Genomic DNA, 21,909 nt, shown 5'->3' on the forward strand with positions numbered 1-21,909 from the left:
TTTCAAAAGGGCGTCACCATGAGCATTTCTCCGCGACAGTCCCGCCTCATCTCCCGCCGCGCGCTGCTCCGGACCGGCCTGGCGGCCACCGGTGCGCTCGCCACCGCGCCGCTGCTGAGCGCCTGCGGCTCCGGCGACAGCGCCGGCGGCGACGCCGGCACCGGCAAGCTCACGCTCGGTACGACGAAGATCATGCAGTTCGACCCGTACCTGACCAACACCGACATCCACATCCACGCCTTCTACACGTACCTGGTCGACTACCCGACCGACGGCACGTACCAGGCCATCCCCGCCGGAGCCGAGAAGTGGGAGCACGCCGCCGACCACACGTCGGTCACCGTCACCCTGCGGGAGGCGAAGTACCACTCCGGCGCGCCGGTTACCGCAGCCGATGTCGTCGCCGGTATCAAGCGGGCGCAGAACCCCGATACCGCGTTCACCCTCGCGCAGCCGTCCGCGTTCATCGCGACGGCCACCGCGGTGGACGACCGCACCGTACGCGTCAACTTCAAGGGGCCCACCCCGGAGTCGCTCGTCATCGACTGGATGTTCGCGTTCCCGCTGATTCCGGCGGACAAGAACACCCCGAAGCAGCTCGAACACGAGCCGGCCGGCTCCGGGGCGTTCCGGCTCGGGGAGTTCCGGCGCAACCAGCGCCTGAAGCTGACGAAGAACCCCGACTTCTACGATGCGGGCAAGCCATACCTCAACGAGGTCGAGTACCGGTTCTTCACCGACGAGGACGCGTTGGTGGCCGCGCTCGAGTCGGGGTCCGTCGACGGCGCCGCGTACATCCGGTTCCGGCACTCCGAGCGGCTGAAGGGTCGGTTCACCCTGGTGGAGGGGGGCGGCCGGATGACCCTGTTCTTCATGAACGCCACCATCCCGCCCTTCGACAACAAGCTGCTGCGGCAGGCGCTGGCGCGGGCCATCGACCGCGAGCGGATCATCAAGCAGGTCAACTTCGGCATCGGCGACCCGATCTACACGGCCTTCATGCCGCCGTCGCCCGCGTTCGACCCGGCGTACCTCGAATCGCACAGGTTCGACCTGGACGCCGCGGCCGCGATGCTGGCGCGCTCCGGTGACGTGCGCAGGGCGGTGGCGGGCGTGGCATCGGGGACCCCCGAGGTGGAGGTGCTGCAGATCATCCAGGCAGACCTGAAGAAGATCGGGTTCGAGTTGGAGATCGCCCCGCAGGAGGAGGCCGCGTACCTCGAGGCACTGTTCGCCAGCAAGCTGCAGTGCACCGTCGCCGCGCAGCCGAACAACCTGCAGAGCCCGTCGCTGATCGCCCGGGGCCGGCAGATGCTGCCGGGCAAGGGGAACACGACGTTCCGCGAGAAGGTGCCACCCGCGTACGTCGACGCGGTGGCCGCGGCTGGCTCCGCGATCACACCGGCGGACCAGAAGGCCGCGTACGAGGCGCTGAACAAGGTGCTGGCCGACGAGTCCTGGGCGATCGGGATCTCCACCCAGCCGTCGCTGTTCGCGCTGGACAAGCGCGTCACCGGCCTGGCCACCGATCCCCGCGACTTCGTCACTCTGGTCAACACCAAGGCCTGACCTGCCCCACCGGCCAACTGAAAGGAACCCCATGACAGGGTTGCGCTACTCCACCACCGGACCGGGCATGGCGCTGCTGACCGCCGTGTTCACGCCGTTCGACGAGGCCGGCGAGCTGGCTCTGGACACCGTCGCGAAGCAGGCGGACGCGCTACTCGCGTGGGGGTCACCGGCGGCTTTCGTCGGCGGGACCGCCGGTGAGGGCGCGGCGCTGTCGACGGCCGAGCGGATGGCGCTGGTCGAGCGGTGGTGCGAGGTCGCGGCCGGCCGGCTGGACGTCATCGTCCATGTCGGACACGCCAGCCTCACCGAGGCGCGCCAGCTCGCCGGCCACGCCGAGCGGGTGGGTGCGAAGGCGATTTCCGCGGTCCCTCCGTACTTCCACCGCCCGGAGACGGTGGACGCGCTGGTGGACGCATGCGCAGTCATCACCGACGCCGCACCGACACTGCCGTTCACCTACTACCACATCCCCTCGATCACCGGCGTGCACCTGCGGGCCAGCGACGTGCTGCTGGCGGCCCGGGAGAGGATTCCGTCGTTCGCCGGTGTCAAGTTCGCTGCCAACGACATGGTGGACCTGCAGCGCTGCCTGCACCTGGCCGGCGAGCAGGAGATCTTCGTCGGTGTCGCCAAGCTGGTGCTCGCCGCCTGGCAGTGGGGGGCACGGGCCGCGATCGGCTCGGTGTACAACTTCGCCGGTCCACTCTTCCGGCAGATGCTCGACGACGCGGCCCGCGGCGAGTTGGCCAAGGCGCAGGAGTATCAGCTCCGGGCGCAGCAGGTGATCGACGCGGCCGCGCGGTCGGGCGGCGAGCTGACCGGTTTCAAGGCATTGGGCTCGGTGCTCGGTGTCGACTGTGGACCCTGCCGGCCCCCGCTGCCGTCACTCGGCCCGGAGCAGGTGGCCGTGCTGCGAGCCGAGGTGGCCCGGCTCGGGTTCGGCGTCGACGGCGGTCGCTGATGGCGCCGAATGTGCTGGTCATCCAGGCGGACCAGTTCCGCGCGGACTGCCTCGGCGCGGCCGGCAACCCGGACGTGCGTACCCCCCACCTGGATCGGCTGGCCGGGGACGGGGTCCGCTACCGCAACGCGTACTGCCCCTTCCCGGTCTGCACCCCGTCCCGGTACTCGCTGCTGTCCGGCCTGCACGTCCGTCAGCATGCCGGCTGGACGAACCGGTGCACGCTCGCGCCCGGCATCGACACCTTTCCCCGGGCGCTGCGCCGGGCCGGGTACCGGACGGCGGCGGTCGGCAAGATGCACTTCACGCCGACGTACCTCGATGTGGGATACGACCATCTCGAACTGGCGGAGCAGGACGGGCCCGGCCGGTACGACGACGACTACCACCGGGAACTGGCGGCGGCCGGGCTGGCGCCGGTGACCGACCTCGTCGACCAGGAGCAGGAGTTCCGCGCGACGGCACCGCGGTCGTACTGGGAGACCTACGGCAGCGGCCGGTCGGACCTGCCGGAGGAGTGGCACTCCACCACCTGGATCGGCGAGCGGGCGCGGAAGGTCGTCGCCGGCTGGTCCGGCGACGGTGGCGAGCTGCTGCACGTGTCGTTCGTCAAGCCACACCACCCGTTCGACCCGCCCGCCGGCTGGGACACGATGTACGACCCGGCGGCGTTGACGACGTTGCCGGGTTGGACGGACGGGATCCCGCCCGCTGACGAGCGGTACCGGCAGCGGTACTTCGACTTCGAGCCACTGACCCTGCCGCTGCTGCGGCGGGTGATGGCGCACTACTACGCCACCATCTCGCACCTGGACCACCAGGTCGGACTCCTGCTCGACACGCTGCGACAACGCGGGCTCTACGACGACACCTTGATCATCTTTACTGCGGACCACGGCGAGTACCTGGGCTTCCACCACCTGCTGCTCAAGGACGGCCCGATGTACGACCCGGTGGTGAAGGTGCCGCTCCTGGTCAAGTTCCCGGGGTGCCAGCGCGGCGGCGAGACCGCCGACGGGCTGGTCTCGCTGATCGACGTCGCCCCGACGGTCCTGGCGACCTGCGGAGTGTCACCGGCGACGCCGCTGCCGGGCCAGGACCTGACCGATCCGGCTGCCGGGCACGACTGCGTCTTCGCCGAGGACCGCCGGCAGGAGGCCGCGGGGATGGCCCGCGCCGGCCGGTACAAGCTGCTGTGGTCCGACGCCGCCGGGGAAGCCCTGTTCGACCTGGCCACCGATCCGCACGAGCTGACCAACCTCGTCGACGACCCGGGCCATGCCGACGCGCTCCGGCGGTTGCGCGACGCCGTGGCGCGGTGGGCGCTGCACGATGCCACCCCGCCGACCTATCTGGACCGCACCGCTCCGTCCCACGTCCAGGTCACCGACGACGACCGCGCCACGCGGCAGGAACTGTTCGCGGCCGCGGTCGCACGGCACCGTCCCTGACGCTCGATCCGCACGAGCACCCTCACCCCCCACGAGGAGAGTGACGATCGTGACTACCGATTCCCGCCGCCGGCCTCGCAGACCCAGATACCGGGCGGCGCTGCTCGCCGTCGGGGTGACTGCGGCGGCGGCGCTGATACCGGTCCGGGCGGCGGCCGATGCCACCGCGGCGGCGGCGGACCGGTTGGAGGCGAAGACCACCGTGCTGTTCTCCACCCCGTACGTGCCGGCCGGGTGCTACCGGGTCCCGGCCATTGTGCGCGCGGTGGACGGCTCGTTGCTGGCCTTCGCCGAGCGCCGGATCCACACCTGTGCCGACAAGTCCCACATGGACCTGGTGGTCCGCCGGCTGCCGGCCGGGGCAACACAGTGGCTGCCGGCGGAAACCGTGCTGGGGTCCACACCGGAGAGCCCTGCGACGTGGGGCAACCCGGGACCGGTGGTGTACCGGAAGCTGCCCGGCGCGCCGGCCACCAGCGCCCCGGACGGCCGGATCGTGATGATGAGTACCCACAATCCGGTAGACCCGGCCACCCCCGGCAGGAACCACGAGGGCTACCCGCGCACCCCGTACGTGCTGCACAGCGACGACAACGGAGTGACCTGGAGCCCGGCGCGCAGCCTGTACGAGGAACTCGACGACCCGTCCTGGGGCCACCTGCAGACCGCGCCGGTGCACGGCATCCAGCTCACCCGTGGGGCGCACGCCGGCCGACTGGCGGTGGGCGTCAACTACCGCGTCGGATCGATGTTCGGCCTCATGATTGCCTACAGCGACGACGCCGGCACCACCTGGCACAAGGGTGCCCAGGTCGAGTACCCGCCCGTCGCCCGGCAGAACGTCGGGGAGCTGAGCCTGGTCGAGCTCGCCAACGGCGACATTCTCGTGTGGGGCCGGCAGAACACCAACACGGGAACCCCGGAGGAGCTGGCCGACCCCAACGTGGTGCCGCACCGGTCGATCGCCATCAGCAAGGACGGCGGCGAGACCTACCACGGCGGCTACACCAACCTGCCCGGGTTCGAAGCGCCGCCGATCCAGTCGGCGTCGTTGCGGACGGACGCGACCGACGAGGGCGACGCGTACAACCGGATCCTCGTTTCCGCGCCGTCGGTGAACCAGGAGCCACGGATCCGGCCGACGGTCCGGGCCTCGTTCGACGAGGGCCGTACCTGGCAGGGCGTGGACACGCCACTGCACTCCACCGACGAGGGTGTGCAGGTGTACGGCACCAACGATCGACGCGTCCCGGTGCAGGAGTGCGCCTGCTACGGCGGCTATTCCGACATGGTGGAACTGCCGGGCGGTGACGTCGGTTTGCTCTACGAGCGCGGTACCACCGACTACCGCTCGGAGATCGCCTTCGTCCGGCTCGACGACCGGGACCTGCACACCCCGGGCACCACTCCGGACGTGCCGGGCCGGTCGGCGCTGGTGTTCGACGGTGTCACCACCACCCATGGCGTCTACGGCCGGGCGCTGGCGTTCGACGGGCAGCGGGGTCGGGTCCAGTTGCCGTACCGGACAGCGCCGGTGCTGGGCTCGGGCGACTTCACCGTGTCGACCTGGATCAGGTACGACGACGACACCAGGGACCAGGCCATCTTCTGGGCGTACGGCCAGGACGGCGAGCCGCAGGTGTGGTTGCGGGCCGAGCCCGGCAGTGACCGTATCCGTGGCATGGTGACCACCGCTGCCGGATCGGTGGCCGTCACGTCCGATGGCGCGTACGCCGACGGTCGGTGGCATCACGTGGCGCTGCGCCGGCAGCGCGGCACGGTCGCCCTGTTCGTCGACGGCCTGCGGGTCGGCTCCGGGTCCGGCGCCGCCGGTGCCGTGCAGGGGGACGATCCGACACCGATATACCTCGGGCAGCGCCCCGACGGGGCGAACCGGTTCCACGGCCGCATGGACGAGTTCCGGATCTACGACCGCGCGCTGAGCGGCGCCGAGCTGACCTGGCTGCGCATCAGCAACACCAACGGCATTCCCGGCCGCACCGCACACCTGCCGATGGACGCCGTCATCCGACCGGGCGCCTGGTCCTCCTCGTCGTGAGAACCCGCATCCGCACGAGAACCCTCATTCCGGCACGAGAAAGAGGAGCGACGACCGTGATTGTTCGTAGCAGGCGCGTTCATCGCAAACCCAGATACCGGGCAGCGCTGCTCGCCTTCGGGGTCAGCGCGGCGGCGTCGCTGGTACCGGTCCAGGGCGCGGCGGCGGACGTCACCGCGGCGACGGTCGACCCGTTCGAGGCGAAGACCACCGTGTTGTACTCCAGTCCGAACGTGCCGTCCGGGTGTTACCGGATTCCGGCGATCGTCCAGGCGGCGGACGGTTCGTTGCTGGCCTTCGCCGAACACCGGTTCCACACGTGTGCCGACAAGTCCAACATCGAGACGGTGGTTCGGCGGCTGCCCGCCGGCAGCACCCAATGGCTGCCGGAGCAGACGGTGGTGCGGGGCGAACCGGGCGACCCGGTGGCGCCGGCAACCCGCGGCAACCCCGGTCCGGTGGTGTACCGGCGACTGCCCGGCGCTCCGGCGGCCGACGCCCCGGACGGCCGGATCGTGCTGCTGGGCACGCACAACCCGGTGAACCCGGCCACCCCCGGCAGCAACCACCGGACCGCTCCGCGCACCCCGTACGTGCTGCACAGCGACGACAACGGGGTGACGTGGGGTTCACCGCGCACACTTACCGAACTCGACGACCCGTCCTGGGGCCACTACGCGACCGGACCGGTGCACGCCATCCAACTCACCCGCGGCGCGTACGCCGGTCGGCTGATCGCGGGAGTCAACTATGACAACGGGGCGGGATTCGGCGCCATGCTCGTCTACAGCGACGACGCCGGCGTCACCTGGCACCGGGGAGCCCAGGCGCACTACCCCGCCGACCGTCGGCTGATCCCACAGGAACTCAGCCTGGTGGAGCTGGCCAACGGCGACCTCATGGTGTGGGCCCGGCAGAACTGGGTCGGTGGTACTCCCGAGGAGGAGGCCGACCCGTTCGTCCGTCCACACCGGGCGGTCGCGGTCAGCAAGGACAGCGGGGCGACGTACCACAGCGACTTCACCCTGCTGCCCGGGTTCGAGGCGCCGAACATCCAGTCGTCGTCGCTGCGGCTGCGATCCACCGACCAGGGTGACGCCTACAACCTGATACTGACCATGGCGCCGTCGGTGAACGTGGAGCCGCGGATCCGGCCGACCGTCCGGTCGTCGTTCGACGAGGGCCGTACCTGGCAGGGCGTGGACACGCCGTCGGACTCGACCGACGAGGGTGTGCAGGTGTACGGCACCAACGATCGGAGCGCCACGGTGCAGGAGTGTGCCTGTTACGGCGGTTACTCGGACATGGTGGAGCTGCCGGGTGGCGACATCGGGCTGCTCTACGAGCGCGGCGCCACCGACTACCGCTCGGAGATCGCCTTCGTCCGGCTCGACGACCGCGACCTGCACACCCCGGCGACCACTCCGGACATACCCGGCCGGTCGGCGCTGGTGTTCGACGGCGTCACCACCACCGCGGGCCGGTACGGCCGGGCGTTCCGCTTCGACGGGGAGCGCGGCCGGGTGCAGTTGCCCTTCCGGACCGCACCGGTCCTGGGCACTGGTGACTTCACCGTGTCGACGTGGATCAGGTACGGCGAGACCGGCAGGGACCAGGCATTGTTCTGGGCGTACGGCGTCAACGGCGCACCCGAGGTGTGGCTGCGGGCCGAACCCGGCAACAACCGGATCCGTGGCACGGTGACCACCGGCACGGGTTCGGCGAGCGTCAGCTCCGCCCGCGCGTACGCCGACGGTGCCTGGCACCACGTCGTGCTGCGTCGTCAGGCGGGCAATGTGGCGTTGTTCGTGGACGCTGTCCGGGTCGGCGCCGCGTCCGGTGCCGCCGGGGCGGTCCACGGCGACGATCCCACGCCCATCTACCTGGGGCAGCGGCTCGACGGAGCGAACCGGTTCCAGGGCAGCATGGACGAGTTCCGCGTCTACGACCGCGCGCTGACCACCACCGAGGTGTTCCGGCTGCGCACCAGTAACACGGCCGCCATCCCGGGCCTCACCGCCCGGCTGCCGATGAACGCCCTCGTCCCGGCCGGCGAGTAGATCGGAGACTGACGATGTCCCGTAAGCGCCGCTGCCGCCTCGTCGCTGTACCGCTCCTCGCGGCGGCGCTCGCCGGCACCCCTGTCGCGATCGCACCGACTGCCGCGTCGGGCTCGCCCGCCGTGCCGGCGTCGGCGGTGCGTGCCGGATCCGTGCCGAGGCTGACCGCCGGGACATTCGCCGATCCGCCCTCGTCGGTGCGTCCGAAGTATCGCTGGTGGATGCCGATGGCCTTCACGGAGGACGAGCAGCTTCGCGCGGAGCTCGCCGACATGAAGGCGATCGGCGCCGGCGGCGCGGAGGTCGCCACGACCACCGCCGTCGGCCCGCGGGCCTTCGACCCCGAGTTCCTTGCGGAGTACGGCTGGGGCTCGCCGCGTTGGGCCCAGAAGGTCCAGAGCATGCTGGAGACCGCAGGCAAGCTCGATCTGGCCCTGGACTTCACGATCAGTCCACGATGGCCGGCGATCGTACCCACGGTGACCGATGTCAACGATCCGCGCGCGTCGCAACAGCTGGTGTTCTCGCACACCTTCGTCAAGGGCGGTACGAGGTACGGCGGGGTCCTGCCGACCAACTACCGCCCGCAACCCCCGGTCGGTGCCCGGCGCACCCCGGTCGCCGTGCTGCTCGCCCGATGCGCGGACCCGGCCTGCGACCGCCAGGGCAGCGGTCCACGGATGCTCCACCGCGACAGTGTGCGGGACCTCACCGGCAGCGTCGGCGACGACGGCACGCTGAGCCTCGACGTGCCCGGCGACGCCGGCGACACCCATGTGCTGATCGGCTTCTTCCAGACCGGCGACGGCCAGCTTCGCAACAACTTCACCACGACCAAGCCGAACTACGTCCTCGACCACCTCAGTGCAGCGGGAGTCCGGGCGACAACGCAGTTCTACGACTCGTCGGTTCTCACCCCGCCGGTGCGGGAGGCGCTCGACGCCGTCGGCAGGGTCGACCTCTTCGAGGACTCGCTCGAACTCGGGGACTCGCAGAAGTGGACGTGGGACTTCGCCGACCAGTGGGAGCGGCGTCGCGGCTACTCGCCGATCCCGGTACTTCCGGCGCTCGCCGACGCCGGAGCCGGGGGCCTCAGCACGGCACCGTTCTTCGACTTCACCGACGGCAGCGGCGTGGGTGTCCGGACCGACTACCGGCAGACCTGGAACGACCTGTACATCGACTCCCGGCTCGTGCCGTTACGCCGATGGGCGAACGAACGCGGCATGGCGCTGCGGAGCCAGCCGTACGGCGGGCCCGTCGACACGCCGCAGGCCGCCACCCAGGTCGACGTGCCCGAGGGCGAGTCGCTGGTGTTCTACGACAACATCGAGCCCTACCGGTTGGTGTCGGTCGGCGCGCACGTGAACGGCACCCCGGTGGTTTCCAGCGAGTGTTGCGCGGCGCGGGCGGACGTCTGGGCGTCGACCGCCGGCGGCTGGCGGGAGCCGGGCAACCTGCGCTCGGTGTACCGCGGATATGCGGGTGGCGTGACGCAGTTGGTGTGGCACGGCTACCCGTACCTGACCAAGGGAGAGGGGACGTCCGACCAGGCGGTGTGGCCGGGCATGTCGTACGGGGGCAACACCTCGTTCGCCGAGGCGTGGGGTGCCAAGGGCGGCCCCAACTGGCCGGACTACCGGGCGATCAACGACCACCTCGCCCGGCTGCAACTGGTGCTTCGGCAGGGCAGGCCGACCTTCGACGTGGCCGTGTACCTACAGGACTTCGGCCTGCGATCACCGGCCACCACGCTCACCGGACCGAGGACCCTCCTGGAGAGCGACTCGCCGCTGGCCGAACGGGGCTACACCTACGAGTACCTCAGCCCGGCGCACCTGCGGATGCCTTCGGCGAAGGTGTCGGACGAGCGGCTGTTCCCGGAGGCCGGCGCGTACCGGGCGATCGTCCTCGCGGATCAGACGACGATGGCGGTCGACACCGCGCGCCGGTTGCTCGACCTGGCCCGGGACGGGCTGCCGGTCGTCTTCGTCGGCGAGCTGCCCTCGTCGACTCCGGGCTTCCCACCCGGGGCACGGGATGCCGAGCTGCGTCGCCTGATCGCCCAGTTGGCCGCCCGGCGTGGCGTGCACCGGGTCGCCGACCTCGCCGCCGTGCCGGCCCTGCTCGCCCGGCTCGGGATAGCGCCGGCCGCCGCGCACGCCACGCCGTCCGCCGACGTGTTGAGTGTCCGCCGCTCCGCCCCGACCACCGACTACTACTACCTGTTCAACCAGCGGTCATGGGCGACCGAACAGCGACTGACGCTCACGGGGGAGGGGCGACCGTACAAATTGGACACCTGGACCGGCGAGATCACCCCGCTCACCGACTACCGGCGGACACCGCACGGCGTGGTCGTCGACGTCGCCCTGGCGGCGTCCGACACCGCGGTCATCGCGCTGTCGACGCGCCACGACGAGACGTTCCGGTGGTCGGCCGCGGTGGAGCACGGTCCGACCGTCGCCCGCAATACCGGGTTGGGCACCGTGCTCCTCGACGATTGGACTCTCCAGGTGCAGAGCTGGTCCCGGGGTGAGTCGGGGCTGCCCGGTGACACCGCCAAGACCACTCTTCCGGCCGTCGTACCGGTCGCCGGTGAGCGGGGAACGCTTCCGCCGTGGTCGGCGATCACGCCGGCGAACGGATACGACGTCGACCTCGGCGACGTGTCCGGGGTCGGGACGTACACCTCGACGTTCACCCTCGACGACTCCTGGGACGGGGTCCGTACGGCACACCTGGACCTGGGCGCCGCCGTCGACACCGTCACCGTGACACTGAACGGCACCCGCATCCCGGCGCGCAGCCCGCAGGACCTCGGGCATATCGAGGTGGGCCGCTATCTGCGGGCCGGTGACAACACCCTGACCGTGCGCGTCGCGTCGACCCTCGTCAACGCGGTCCGGGTCGCACCCGGCACCGGCGCGGCCGGCCGGGCACGCATGGACTACGGGTTGTTCGGGCCGGTACGCCTGACGCCGCGCGAGGCCCGGCAGCCGACCCTGGCGGTGGAGGCCCTCGAGCGGGAACTGCCGCTGGCCGCCGGCGGCACCAACCAGGCGCGGGTCCGGGTCGCCAACAACTCCCCGAAACCGGTGTCGGTGTCACTCGACGTGACGACCGACGACGGCGTCGAGGCAGCGTTGGACCGGCCGACGCTGCGGATTCCCGGACGGTCGTCGGCAACGGTGCCGGTACGGCTGAGCGGTCAGCGCGGGTCCGGCTCGTCCGTTCTCGTCATCGACGCGGTGGCGGCCAACGGGGCCGGCGGGCAGGCGCAGGTCACGCTTCGACACTCCGACAACCTGGCGCTCAACGCGACGGGCAGCCCGTATCCACGCGTCTTCGCGTCGAGCTACCAGTACCAGCATCCGCCTTCGTTCCTGACCGACGGATCGGCGTCGACGTACTGGGTCTCCGGCGGTCACACGCCCGGACAGGCCCCGACGCCCGAGACCCCGGAGTTCGTCGGCGTCGACCTCGGACTGGCCACGGTGGTGCGCGCGGTGGGGTTGAGCGGTCGGGAGAACTGGGCCCCGCGGTCGTACGACGTGCAGACGTCTCTGGACGGCGTGCGGTGGACGACCGTGCTGTCGGTCACGGACGACGCCCGGAACGCGGCGACCCGCACGGCGGTCACGCCGACGGAGGCGCGTTACGTGCGGCTGCGCATCACCGAGGGCTGGTACCCCACCTCGCCGGGCCACAACACACAGTTGGCCGAGTTCGCCGTCTACTCCGTCGGCGCCTGAGAACGGATACCTGCGATGCGTCATATCACTCGGCACCGCCCGCCACGATCCGTCCTCGCCGCGGTCACGGCCCTGACCGCTGTCGCCGCGGCCACGCTGGTCGCATCCCAGGTCGCACCGGCAACGGCGGCCGACGACGACGACAGCCTGCGGCTGGTGGCGCTGTCGGCCCGGCCCGAACTGGTGACGGCGGACGACGTGCTCGTCACCGCGACGGTGCCGCGCGACACGCCGTTGGACGGGGTACGGCTCACGCTCAACGGCGCGGACATCAGCGGTTCCTTCCGGGCCGACGCGAACGCGCACGCCCTCACCGGCCTGGTCGATCGGCTCCGCCCCGGACACAATCACCTCGTCGCGATCGCCGGGCCGCTGCGCGACCACCTCGTCATGACAAACCATCCGGCCACCGGACCGGTGATCAGTGGTCCGCAGGAATCACCGTACGCCTGCACCACGGCGCTGTTCCGGCTGGTCGACGGCGGCACGCTCGGCGATCCGCTCGACGCCGACTGCTCGGCGGCCACCCGGGTCGACTACGCGTACCGATCGACCGCCGGCAGGACGAGGCCACTGCCGGATCCGACGGTCCGACCCGACGACCTCGCCTGGACGACGACCGTCGTCGGCGAGACGGTCCCGTTCCTCATCCGGATCGAGACCGGCACGCTCAACCGGTCGATCTACCAGATCTCCATGCTGCACGACCCGGCAACGGAACAACCCACCTTCTACCGGCACAGTCCCGGCTGGAACGACCGGCTCATCTACACGTTCGGCGGCGGCTGCCGGCGCGGCTGGTACACCCAGGGCACCGAAACCGGCGGCGTCCTGGACCCGCAGATGCTCGGTCGCGGCTACGCGGTCGCGTCGGCCTCGCTGAACGTCTTCGGCAACAACTGCAACGACCTGCTCGCGGCCGAGACGATGATGATGGTCAAGGAACGGTTCGTCGAGCACTACGGCGATCCGCTGTTCACCATCGGCTGGGGTTCTTCGGGAGGCTCCTACCAGGCTCACCAGATCGCGGACAACTACCCAGGCCTGCTGGACGGCATCGTGGTCGGGCGGACGTTTCCCGACGTCGCGTCCGCGACGAACATCACGCTGTTCGACGCCCGGCTGCTCGAGCACTATTTCACCGAGGTCGCGCCGGGCGCGTTCAGCCGGGAGGAGCAGCGCCGGGTCGCCGGCTTCCTGCGGTGGGAAAGCATTCGCAACCTCAGCGACGGGGCGAAACGGCTCGACCCGGTCGCCGAGTTCCCCGCCGAGTTGCCGGCGGAACTGCGCTACCACCCGCAGGCCAACCCCGGCGGGGCGCGCGCGGACGTGTACGACCACACCGTGAACGTCTACGGACGTGATCCGACCACCGGATTCGCCCGGCGGCCGCTGGACAACGTGGGTGTGCAGTACGGGCTGGCCGCGCTGAACTCGGGCGCGATCACCACCGCGCAGTTCCTCGACCTCAACGAGGGCATCGGGGGCCTGGACCTCGACGCCAAGCCGGTGCGGCGGCGCACCGCGGCCGACCCGATCGCGAGGCACGCCGCCTACCGCACCGGGCGTATCCTCTTCGGCGGGGCGGGCCTCGCCGGCACACCGATCATCGACTACCGGTCGTACTCCGAAGACGCCACGAACGGCGACATCCACATGATGACGCACGGCTACGCCACCAGGGCGCGGCTGGAGGCGGCGAACGGCGACGCGGACAACCAGGTCTTCCTCGTGGAGGACAGCCGTTTCGGCGGGTTCAGCCTGACCAGCCCGACCCTGCGGTACGCCCTGACGAGCATGGAGGAGTGGCTGACCGCACTCGTGGGCGACGACGCGCGGCTACCGGCGCACCAGAAGGTGGTGCGGAACAAGCCGGCTGATCTCACCGACACCTGCTGGAGCCGCGACGACACGCCCCGCAAGATCGTTCAACGGCTCACCGCGGACAATGCCGGGGAGTGCGGGCAGCTGTTCCCCGCCTACTCCACCCCACGGCTGGTGGCCGGCGCTCCGCTGACCGACGACGTCGTGACCTGCCACCGCAAGGCCATCGACTGGAGCGACTATCGGGTCGCCGTCAACCCGGCCGAGCGCCGTCGACTGTTGCAGATCTTCCCGTCCGGCGTGTGTGACTGGACGAAGCCCGGAGTCGGGCAGTGGCCGTTGCGCGATACCTGGCTGTCGTTCGACTGAGCTCGGGTGCGCTCCGGACCCCCGCACACGTGTTCGTCGACCGGTACAGCGCCGCCGCCGACGATCTACGGACGCCGTGCTATTCGACGGGGATCCGGAAGGCGAGCAGACCCATACCGCGGGCGTCGACGACCCGGGGGCCGGCGCGCCGGTGGGCGAGGTACGCCACCGTCGCGTCGGCGGGTACCGGCCGGTCCAGCGTCAGCACCAGGCCACGGCCGCGTTGCCAGCGCACGGATTCCACCACTGTGCCCGGCACCTGGAAGTCCGCGGCGGCGCCATCCTCGACGGTCAGCCGGACGGCGGGGGAGCGGAGGTTCACCACCAACTGGTTCGGGCGGTCGTCGATCCGGTGAGCCGCTCTGGGGTTCGGCGGCGCCACCTTCGGGGCACCCGGACGGTACAGGTCGTCGAGGAGCATGGCCGCATTGTGGTTACCGAGGGTGCGGTAGCCGTCGAGGTAGTCGAAGTGACAGCCGTCGTGGCCGTTGAGGCCGGTCGTCGACAACACCCGCAGGTTGTCGACGGTGTCCGGCAGCCGCCGTTGCGCGTCTCGCAGCGCCACTGGGATCGCCTGGTCGCATGGGGAGTTGCGGACCTGGTGGACGTAGACCGGCAGCTCGGCGCCGTAGTCCTGGCGCCAGTCCGCGACCAGCTCGGTGAACCCGGCGACGTGTACCTCGGCGTTGTCGCGGTCGGCCTCACCCTGATACCACAGCATGACGTCGATGGCGCCCGGCCCGGTCAGGCCGGCCCGGGTGAGGCGTTGCAGCAGTATCCCGTAGCTGGTCGTACCATCGGTGGGCGCGCTGTCGTTGCGGGCGAAGTAGCCGATCGGTTGGCCACCACGGGCACCGTTGACGATCGCGATCGGTACGCCGAGCTCGGCCGACATGAGCTGTCCCATCCTGACCGCCCACTGGCCGATCGCCGCGACCCGCTGGATGTTGTCGCCCATGGCGTAGGTCCAGCCGCCGATGGCGGCGGCCAGCCGCGAGTTGTTGTTGTTGGAGGTGCCGAAGGTACGCACCCAGCGGGACCGGTCCGCCTCCGACGACGTCGAGTTCGGCTGCTGGCCGGCCTGCGCGTTCGACTGTCCCTGCACCACGATGACGTCACCGGCGACGACGTCGACCGCGCGGGCGATGCGGTGGCTGCCGCCGTCGGAGGTACGCGCGACGAGTTCCAGATCGGTCGACGTCCGCGCCACCGGCAGCGAGACGGTGAACGAGAACCGCGGTGCCGCCGGTGACACGGTGGCTCGGCGGGTCGTCTGCTGGCCGTGGCGGGTTGTCCGCAGCTCGACCGCGGTGACGTGCGGGTCGAGCGCCACCCCACTGACCGGCACCGACACCTCGGTGGCGGATCGGCCCGGGCGGGGGACCACCTGCCGCGAGATCGGGGCGGCGTCCACCCGGGCCAGCGAGGGCCGGGCGTAGAAGGTGAGCCGCCGGGCGGTGTAGTCGCCAGCATTCCGGGCGAACGTCCAGTCGGGGTTTCCGACCGTGTTGGCACCGATGCCGACGTCCATCGTCTGCGGGCCGGCGGTGGTGAAGGCGTTGACGGCCAGCACCGGAGTCGCGGTGGCAGCGTCCGCGGGCCGCGGGCCACGGGCGTCGCCGGCGTCGGCGAACACGTGTACCTGGAACGAGCCGTACCCGTTCGCCCACAGGACCGCGTCGTCGGCATCGTGAACGGTTTCGGACGCTCCCGGTACCTGCCGGGAGCCCGTCGCGTCGTACTGGTTGGGCCACATCTCGACCCAGCCGGAGCCGCCGTCGACCTCCGGTACGCCGGGCACGTTGGAGGCGACCGTCAGATCGTCGACGAACTGGTGCCGCGACTGCTCCATGCGGATCGGCAGGCCGACGTCATCGGGGTTGCCGCTCAGCGCCTCCATCGACGTCCACACCCAGGTCGTACCCACCTCGGTGGTCAGCTCCAGGCAGTAGCCGACCCGGTCGAAACCGCCGGCGACGGTTGCGGTCTCATCGAATGTGTACGGCGGCGTGGTGTCCCGCCAGTTCGCTGCGGTGGGCAGGTCGAGCCCTCGCACCGGCCGGTAGCCCGCGGCCTCGGCATCGCAGGACGTGGACCAGGCGTCGCTGGCCGTTGGTTCAGCGGCGGCGACGCTGATGGCGGAAACGGTTGCCGTGCCGAACGCCAGGGCAGCGCATCCGCTGGCCAGCAGGCGGCTGTCGAGCCGACGTCGCGGCATGGGCCCTCCTCCATGGGATCCGATCCCGGGTGGCTGCACGCTATCCGCGTAACCGGGAAGAAACAGATGAGTGCCGGCGCTGTGCGGCCAATGGTGATCTGCAAGCGATGATCGGTCCAGGGTTCCGCGCTGGACGGCCCGGGTCTGAGAAGTCCATCCGGCACGGCGTGGCCGCGACCCCGGACAGCCGGTCGCAGATGCTCACCCCGGTCACGTTACGAGGCGCGGCCGACCACCCGCAGAGTGATCCCGAGCGCCACGGCAACCAGCCAGGTGACGGTGTTCACGACGGTCACCGCGGTGAAGCCCGCCGCGTCCGGAAGTGCGGTCAGCCAGGTACCCACCACCACCGCCAGCCCGCCCGCCGCGACGGCCGCGGCACGCGGTCCCGGCAGCGTGCGGATCCCCGATCCGACGAGTACGGCCAGTGCCAGTGCGGTGACCGGTCCCGGCTCCTGCGGCAGGTCCGCGACCCGGGCCACCACGACGGCCACCGCCGCGACCGCGAGCCCGCCCGCCACCGGCCAGGTCCGCTGCTGCCCGCGCAGCAGCGCGAGCACCCCTGCCGCCGTCCCGGCCACGCAGTCGAACAGCCAGTACAGCCCGCCCCAACTGTCCGCGATCAGGTACGCCGTGAGCCCGAGCCCGGCGACGAAGACCAGCCCCAGCATGGCGTTCGCCGCCGTTCGGTGTGTCGTGTCCATGCCGAGAACGCTAGGAAATCACCGGCCCGCCCGAACCGGCCGAAAGTAGGGTCGGCCGGGTACCGAACCCTTCTTCGGACCGATGCCCGGCCCGGCCCGCCGTTCCCAGGATGGGCCCATGGAAACTCCATTCGTGCTGCGCGCCGAGCGGCTGACCAAACGGTACGGCCGCCGCACCGCACTGACCGACTGCGACCTGAAAATCCCGCGCGGGCATATCGTCGGGCTGGTCGGCCCGAACGGCGCCGGCAAGTCAACGCTCCTGCAACTGGCCTGCGGCCTGATCCGGCCGTCCTCGGGTACGTTGTCCGTCCTCGGGTCCCGGCCGGCAGCCAACGCGGCGCACCTGGCCCGGGTCGGCTTCGTCGCCCAGGACACTCCGGTGTACGCCTCATTCAGCGTCGCCGACCACCTGAAGATGGGTGCCTGGCTGAACCCGTCCTGGGACCCGGCGCTCGCCGGGCGACGGATCACCCAGGTCGGCCTGGACCCCGCGCAAAAGGCAGGCCGGCTCTCCGGCGGCCAGCGCGCGCAGCTCGCGATGACCATCGCCGCCGCGAAGCGCCCCGAGGTGCTCATCTTCGACGAGCCCGCCGCTGCGCTAGATCCCTTGGCACGCAAGGACTTCATGCGCAGTCTCGTGGAGTTCGTCGGTGAGTTGGGGGCCAGTGCCGTACTCTCCTCGCACCTGTTGAGCGATGTCGAGCAGGTCTGTGACTACCTCGTCGTGCTCTGCGACTCGCGCGTTCAGGTCGCCGGCCCGGTACGGAACCTGCTCGCCTCGCACTACAGGATCACCGGCGATCCGGCCACGATGCCCACCGGAGTCGAGGTCATCTGGGCGGAGCACGGCCGCGCCCTGGTCCGAGACGACACAGCGGTACGGCACAGCGCGGCGGCGCCGGACGGCGGGCCGATCACGCTGGAGGAACTGGTCCTCGCCTACATGTCGCGGGCCGCCGCACCGGTTGCCGCGCCCCGCGGTGGTGCGGCGGTGGCGCGATGATCCGAATGAGCCTGCGGCAGTTCCGCATCCAGGCGCTCGCCGGAGCGATCCTGTTGGTCCTGGCCGCCATCTACCTGCTCAAACTCGGCGCGGACATCCGTGCCGCGCGCGAACCATCCCAGCTCCCGAGCCAGTACGGGCAGACGATGCTGTTCCTCGCCGCCGGGTTCGGCCTGATACCCGCGCTCATCGGAGCGTTCTGGGGTGCGCCGCTCATCGCCCGGGAACTGGAGACCGGCACCCATCGACTGGTGTGGAACCAGAGTGTGTCCCGCCGCCGCTGGCTCGCCGTCAAGCTGGCGGTGCTCGCCCTCGCCAGCATCGCCGGCTCCGGTACGCTCAGCGCGCTGTTGACCTGGGCGGCGGCCCCGGTCGACCAGGTGGCCGGCGACCGGTTCAACGCACTCCTGTTCGGCGCACGCGTCGTCGCGCCCATCGGGTACGCCGTCTTCGGTTTCACCTTCGGGGCCGTCACCGGGCTGCTGGTCCGCCGTACCCTACCGGCGATGGCGATGGTGTTCCTGGCCGTGATCGCGGTGCAGTTCGTCGTACCGAATCTGCTGCGACCGCACTACATGCCCGCCGAGCGGACCACCGTCTCCATGAGTGCCGACGCCATCAACCAGGCCCGGTCGCTGGGCAGTATTACCGGCGGGCCGGTCGTCGGAGGACTGCAGATACCGGACGCCTGGGTCACGGATACCAGTGCGCTCTTGACGCCTGAGGGCCGGCAACTGTCCGACGCCGCCTTCGACGAGTGTCTGGACAACGCCCCGAAGACCGGCGCCAGCGGCAGGTTCGGTGACACAGCGGTGTGCCTCGGCAAACTCAACCTCCACGTGGAGCTCACCTATCAGCCCAACCGGCGCTTCTGGCCGTTCCAATGGATCGAACTGGCGCTGTATCTCGGGTTCAGCTCGCTGCTCGCGGTGGTCGGCCTGTGGCGGGTTCAGCGCCGGGTCAGCTAGGGCGGTGTCCACCAGGGCCCCGGCAGGCCGAAACATCGACCGCCGGATAACTACCTGGATCGGGGGGCGCCCCAGGTGCAAGGGTTGCCGCACCGGGGCGCGCCTCAGCCCACCGCCTGCTTCACGAGCGCGCCGATCCGCGCCTCCACCTCGGCGTTCACCTCGGTCAGGGCGAGAGCGGCCGGCCACATTGTGCCCTCGTCCAGCTTTGCCTGGTCACTGAATCCCAATGTCGCGTAGCGCGTCTTGAACTTCGGTGCGTACCGTGGAGACGCACGTCTCCTCGCTGCTGCGCAAGCTGGCGGTCCCGGATCGGCGTGCGCTTGCCCGGCGTGCGCCTGAACTGGCCGGCACCGGCCGGGCTCACCCGGAGCCGGTTCTGCCGGCCCCGCTGACCTCGTTCATCGGGCGGGTGAGCGAGCGGACCGAGCTGACCGAGCTGATCAAGGCACACCAGCAGGTGACCGCGGTCGGCCCCGGCGGAGTGGGCAAGACCCGGCTCGCGCTGACGGTGGCCGCGGAAGCCGCAGGCGGGTACTCCGACGGGGTGTGGTTCGTCGACCTGGTCCCGACCACCGACCCGGACATGGTTGCGACCGCGGTCGCCGGGGCGCTCGGCCTCGGCGAGCAGCCCGGCCGCGACATGACGGAGTCCGTGGTCGATGCGCTGGCCGACCATCACGCGTTGCTGGTGCTGGACAACTGCGAGCAGGTGGTGGACGGGGTGGCGCTGTTTCTCGAGCGGCTGTTGGCAGCGTGCCCTGGAGTGACGGCGCTGGCGACCAGCCGGGCGCGGCTGATGGTGCCGTTCGAGCGGGTGTATCCGGTGCCGCCACTGTCGCTGGCTGTCGACGGCGGGTCTGACGCGGTCGCGTTGTTCATGGAGCGGGCGGCGGCGGTGGGCCGGCCGCTGGATCCTGCACTGCGCGACCAGATCGCCTCGATCTGCGAGCGGCTCGACGGCATGGCGCTGGCGATCGAGCTGGCCGCCGCCCGGTATCCCACGCTCGGGCTGGATGGCATCACCGCCGCCCTGTCCCATCCGCTCCGGATGCTCACCGGTGGCTCCCGTGCCGATGACCGGCACCGTTCGGTGCGGGCGGCGCTGGACTGGAGCCACGCACTGCTGGAGCCGGCCGACCGGGCGCTGCTGCGCCGGGTGTCGGTCTTTGCGGCGCCGTTCACCGCTTCGGCGGCGGCGGAGGTCGCCGGGTCAGAGGAAGGCCTTGTCGCCGACGGACTGGCCCGGCTCGCCGAACAGAGCCTGCTGGTGGTGACGGCCTCCCCAGGCGGTACCCAGTACCGGGCGCTGGAGACCATCCGCGAGTACGGGACGGAGCGGGTCACCGAGGCTGGCGAGCTGGTCGACGCCCGATCCCGGCACCTTCGCTGGTGCCTGGCCAAGGCTACCGGCCTGGCGGAGGCAGGAGCGGACTGGCGAGCCCGATTCGACGCGGTGGCCGACGACCTCCGTTCGGCCCTGGCGTGGGCGGCCGACCGGCCGGAGCAGCGCGCGGACGCCTATCGTCTCGCCCGGTGCCTGGCGGAGCTGACCTTCACCCGTCACCTGATCGGCGAGTCCCAGCGGCGCTATGAGCAGGCGGCCGGGCTCGCGGACGACTTGGCCGCCACCGCGTCGATGCTCCGGCAGGCCGCGGCTGTGGCCGGATGCCGGATGCGCGGTGATGAGATGTACGGCTTCCACCGTGCGGCCGCGGAGGCAGCCCACCGGTCCGGGGACACCGCCGGCGCCGCCGCTGACCTGGCGACGGCCGCCACCAACGCCTACCGGTTCTCGACCAAATTCGCCCGGATCCCGCCCCAGGAGGAGGCGATCGCGCTCCTCACCGAGGCGCGGGAGTTGGCCGGCGAGGACCGGGCCGCCCAGGCCGCGGTGGCGCTGGCCGAGGCGGGAGTGCTCGCCGACGCGTTCGGCGCCGCCCAGGGCCCACCCGACAACGCCGTACCGGAGACGATCGCGCGCGCCGAACGGGCGGTCGAACTCGCGCACCGTACGGGCGACCCGCTCGCCGAGTCCGCCGCTCTCGATGCGCTCACCGGCGCCCAGAGCTGGGCCGGTGACACGTTCGCCGTCGCGGCCACGGCCCAGCGGCGGATCGCGCTGCTCTCGTCCACGCCGGATACCCCGGCCAGCACCCACGAGCTGATCGACGCACTCGGGATGGCCACCGAGGCCAGCCTCGGTGCGGGGGACCTGCCGAGCGCCCGCCGGTGGGCGCGGCAACTCGCGGATCACCCGTTGCTGGCAGAGGTCGGCCATCGTGCCACGAGCTGGCTGCTGGTGGCCGACGCGTTGGCGGGCAACGTCGACGAGGTACTCGCCGGCAGCGTCCGGTTCCTCGAAGCGTGGCAGCGGGCCGGCAGCCCCGCCAGGCCGGTCCTCGGTCCGGCGGCGGCCGGCGTTGCGATGATCCACGGCCTGCGCGACGACCGGGAGGCCCACCGCGTTTGGCGCGCTGTCCTGAATCAGCTCGGCACCCCGCCGGAGCACATCTACGGGTACGGGGCGGTCTTCGACGCGATGCTTCTGCTGCACCGCGGGCAGGCACCAGAGGCGCTGGAGCGGATGGTGCCCGAGCCCGGCGAGGTGTGGAAGTGGGTCACCTGGATCTGGCTCCACTGGTACGTCGCGCTGCGCGCCGAGGCCGCCGTACTCGCCGGGAGCCCCGACGCCCGCGACCGCCTGGCCGAGGCCCGGGCCATCGTGGCCGGCAACCCCGTCGCCGGTTCCTTGGTGGAACGAGCCGAAGCCCTGCTCGACGGCGACCAGGAGGCGCTGCTCGCCGTGGCAGATGCGTTCGACGCCGCCGGCTGCCGCTACCAGTCCGCACGGACCCTGGTGCTCGCCGGCGGAGTCCATGCCGCGCGCGGCGCGGCCGCGCTCGGCGACCTTGGACTCGCCCCGATGGGCCCCGGCCGACCCCGGACCACCACAACCTGA

Annotated in this window: 13 protein-coding genes; 10 read left to right on the forward strand and 3 right to left on the reverse strand. The window is 71.1% G+C overall.

The window, feature by feature from the left end; all coding sequences use genetic code 11:
- Positions 1-18 precede the first annotated feature (18 nt).
- From ACQEVC_RS25710 to ACQEVC_RS25740, 7 genes are read left to right on the forward strand one after another with little or no spacing between them, the layout of a single operon-like run.
- The gene (locus ACQEVC_RS25710; RefSeq protein ID WP_432882103.1) at positions 19-1,569 is read left to right on the forward strand and encodes an ABC transporter substrate-binding protein; all 1,551 of its coding nucleotides are present in this window, start codon (positions 19-21) and stop codon (positions 1,567-1,569) included.
- Positions 1,570-1,600: 31 nt separating this feature from the next.
- On the forward strand, positions 1,601-2,533 hold the full coding sequence (locus ACQEVC_RS25715; RefSeq protein WP_432882106.1) for a dihydrodipicolinate synthase family protein: 933 nt from the start codon (positions 1,601-1,603) through the stop codon (positions 2,531-2,533).
- On the forward strand, positions 2,533-3,984 hold the full coding sequence (locus ACQEVC_RS25720; protein WP_432882108.1) for a sulfatase-like hydrolase/transferase: 1,452 nt from the start codon (positions 2,533-2,535) through the stop codon (positions 3,982-3,984). Before ACQEVC_RS25715 ends, ACQEVC_RS25720 begins: the two co-directional genes overlap by 1 nt.
- Before the next feature lie 49 nt (positions 3,985-4,033).
- Positions 4,034-6,043, forward strand: coding sequence for a LamG-like jellyroll fold domain-containing protein (locus tag ACQEVC_RS25725; RefSeq protein WP_432882111.1), 2,010 nt, complete (start codon positions 4,034-4,036; stop codon positions 6,041-6,043).
- Between the two features lie 56 nt (positions 6,044-6,099).
- Positions 6,100-8,103 carry a LamG-like jellyroll fold domain-containing protein gene (locus ACQEVC_RS25730; RefSeq protein WP_432882114.1) on the forward strand — a complete coding sequence of 668 codons (2,004 nt, stop codon included), beginning with the start codon at positions 6,100-6,102 and terminating at the stop codon, positions 8,101-8,103.
- A gap of 14 nt (positions 8,104-8,117) precedes the next feature.
- A complete protein-coding gene (locus ACQEVC_RS25735; protein ID WP_432882116.1) occupies positions 8,118-11,858 on the forward strand; it encodes a glycosyl hydrolase in 3,741 nt (1,246 codons plus the stop codon).
- 15 nt (positions 11,859-11,873) lie between these two features.
- Positions 11,874-14,051, forward strand: coding sequence for a DUF6351 family protein (locus ACQEVC_RS25740; RefSeq protein WP_432882119.1), 2,178 nt, complete (start codon positions 11,874-11,876; stop codon positions 14,049-14,051).
- A 79-nt stretch (positions 14,052-14,130) separates the two neighbouring features.
- Here ACQEVC_RS25740 and ACQEVC_RS25745 read toward each other — a convergent pair whose 3' ends face one another.
- Together ACQEVC_RS25745 and ACQEVC_RS25750 are read right to left on the reverse strand one after the other, a co-directional pair.
- Positions 14,131-16,269 carry a sialate O-acetylesterase gene (locus ACQEVC_RS25745; RefSeq protein ID WP_432882121.1) on the reverse strand — a complete coding sequence of 713 codons (2,139 nt, stop codon included), beginning with the start codon at positions 16,267-16,269 and terminating at the stop codon, positions 14,131-14,133.
- Positions 16,270-16,484: 215 nt separating this feature from the next.
- A complete protein-coding gene (locus tag ACQEVC_RS25750; RefSeq protein ID WP_432882124.1) occupies positions 16,485-16,973 on the reverse strand; it encodes a hypothetical protein in 489 nt (162 codons plus the stop codon).
- Between the two features lie 118 nt (positions 16,974-17,091).
- Here ACQEVC_RS25750 and ACQEVC_RS25755 point away from each other — a divergent pair, with 118 nt between their 5' ends.
- Together ACQEVC_RS25755 and ACQEVC_RS25760 are read left to right on the forward strand one after the other, a co-directional pair.
- Complete coding sequence (locus tag ACQEVC_RS25755) at positions 17,092-17,979, forward strand: ABC transporter ATP-binding protein (RefSeq protein WP_432882126.1); 888 nt, start codon at positions 17,092-17,094, stop codon at positions 17,977-17,979.
- On the forward strand, positions 17,976-18,947 hold the full coding sequence (locus tag ACQEVC_RS25760; RefSeq protein WP_432882129.1) for an ABC transporter permease subunit: 972 nt from the start codon (positions 17,976-17,978) through the stop codon (positions 18,945-18,947). Before ACQEVC_RS25755 ends, ACQEVC_RS25760 begins: the two co-directional genes overlap by 4 nt.
- 104 nt (positions 18,948-19,051) lie before the next feature.
- On the opposite strand, the gene ACQEVC_RS25765 is transcribed toward ACQEVC_RS25760, so the two are convergent.
- On the reverse strand, positions 19,052-19,177 hold the full coding sequence (locus tag ACQEVC_RS25765) for a hypothetical protein (RefSeq protein ID WP_432882131.1): 126 nt from the start codon (positions 19,175-19,177) through the stop codon (positions 19,052-19,054).
- A gap of 26 nt (positions 19,178-19,203) precedes the next feature.
- Between ACQEVC_RS25765 and ACQEVC_RS25770 the strand changes: the two genes are divergently transcribed.
- Positions 19,204-21,909, forward strand: coding sequence for an ATP-binding protein (locus ACQEVC_RS25770; RefSeq protein WP_432882134.1), 2,706 nt, complete (start codon positions 19,204-19,206; stop codon positions 21,907-21,909).

Origin of the sequence: Plantactinospora sp. CA-294935 (assembly GCF_050936445.1) — a bacterium.
Taxonomy (GTDB): domain Bacteria; phylum Actinomycetota; class Actinomycetes; order Mycobacteriales; family Micromonosporaceae; genus Plantactinospora.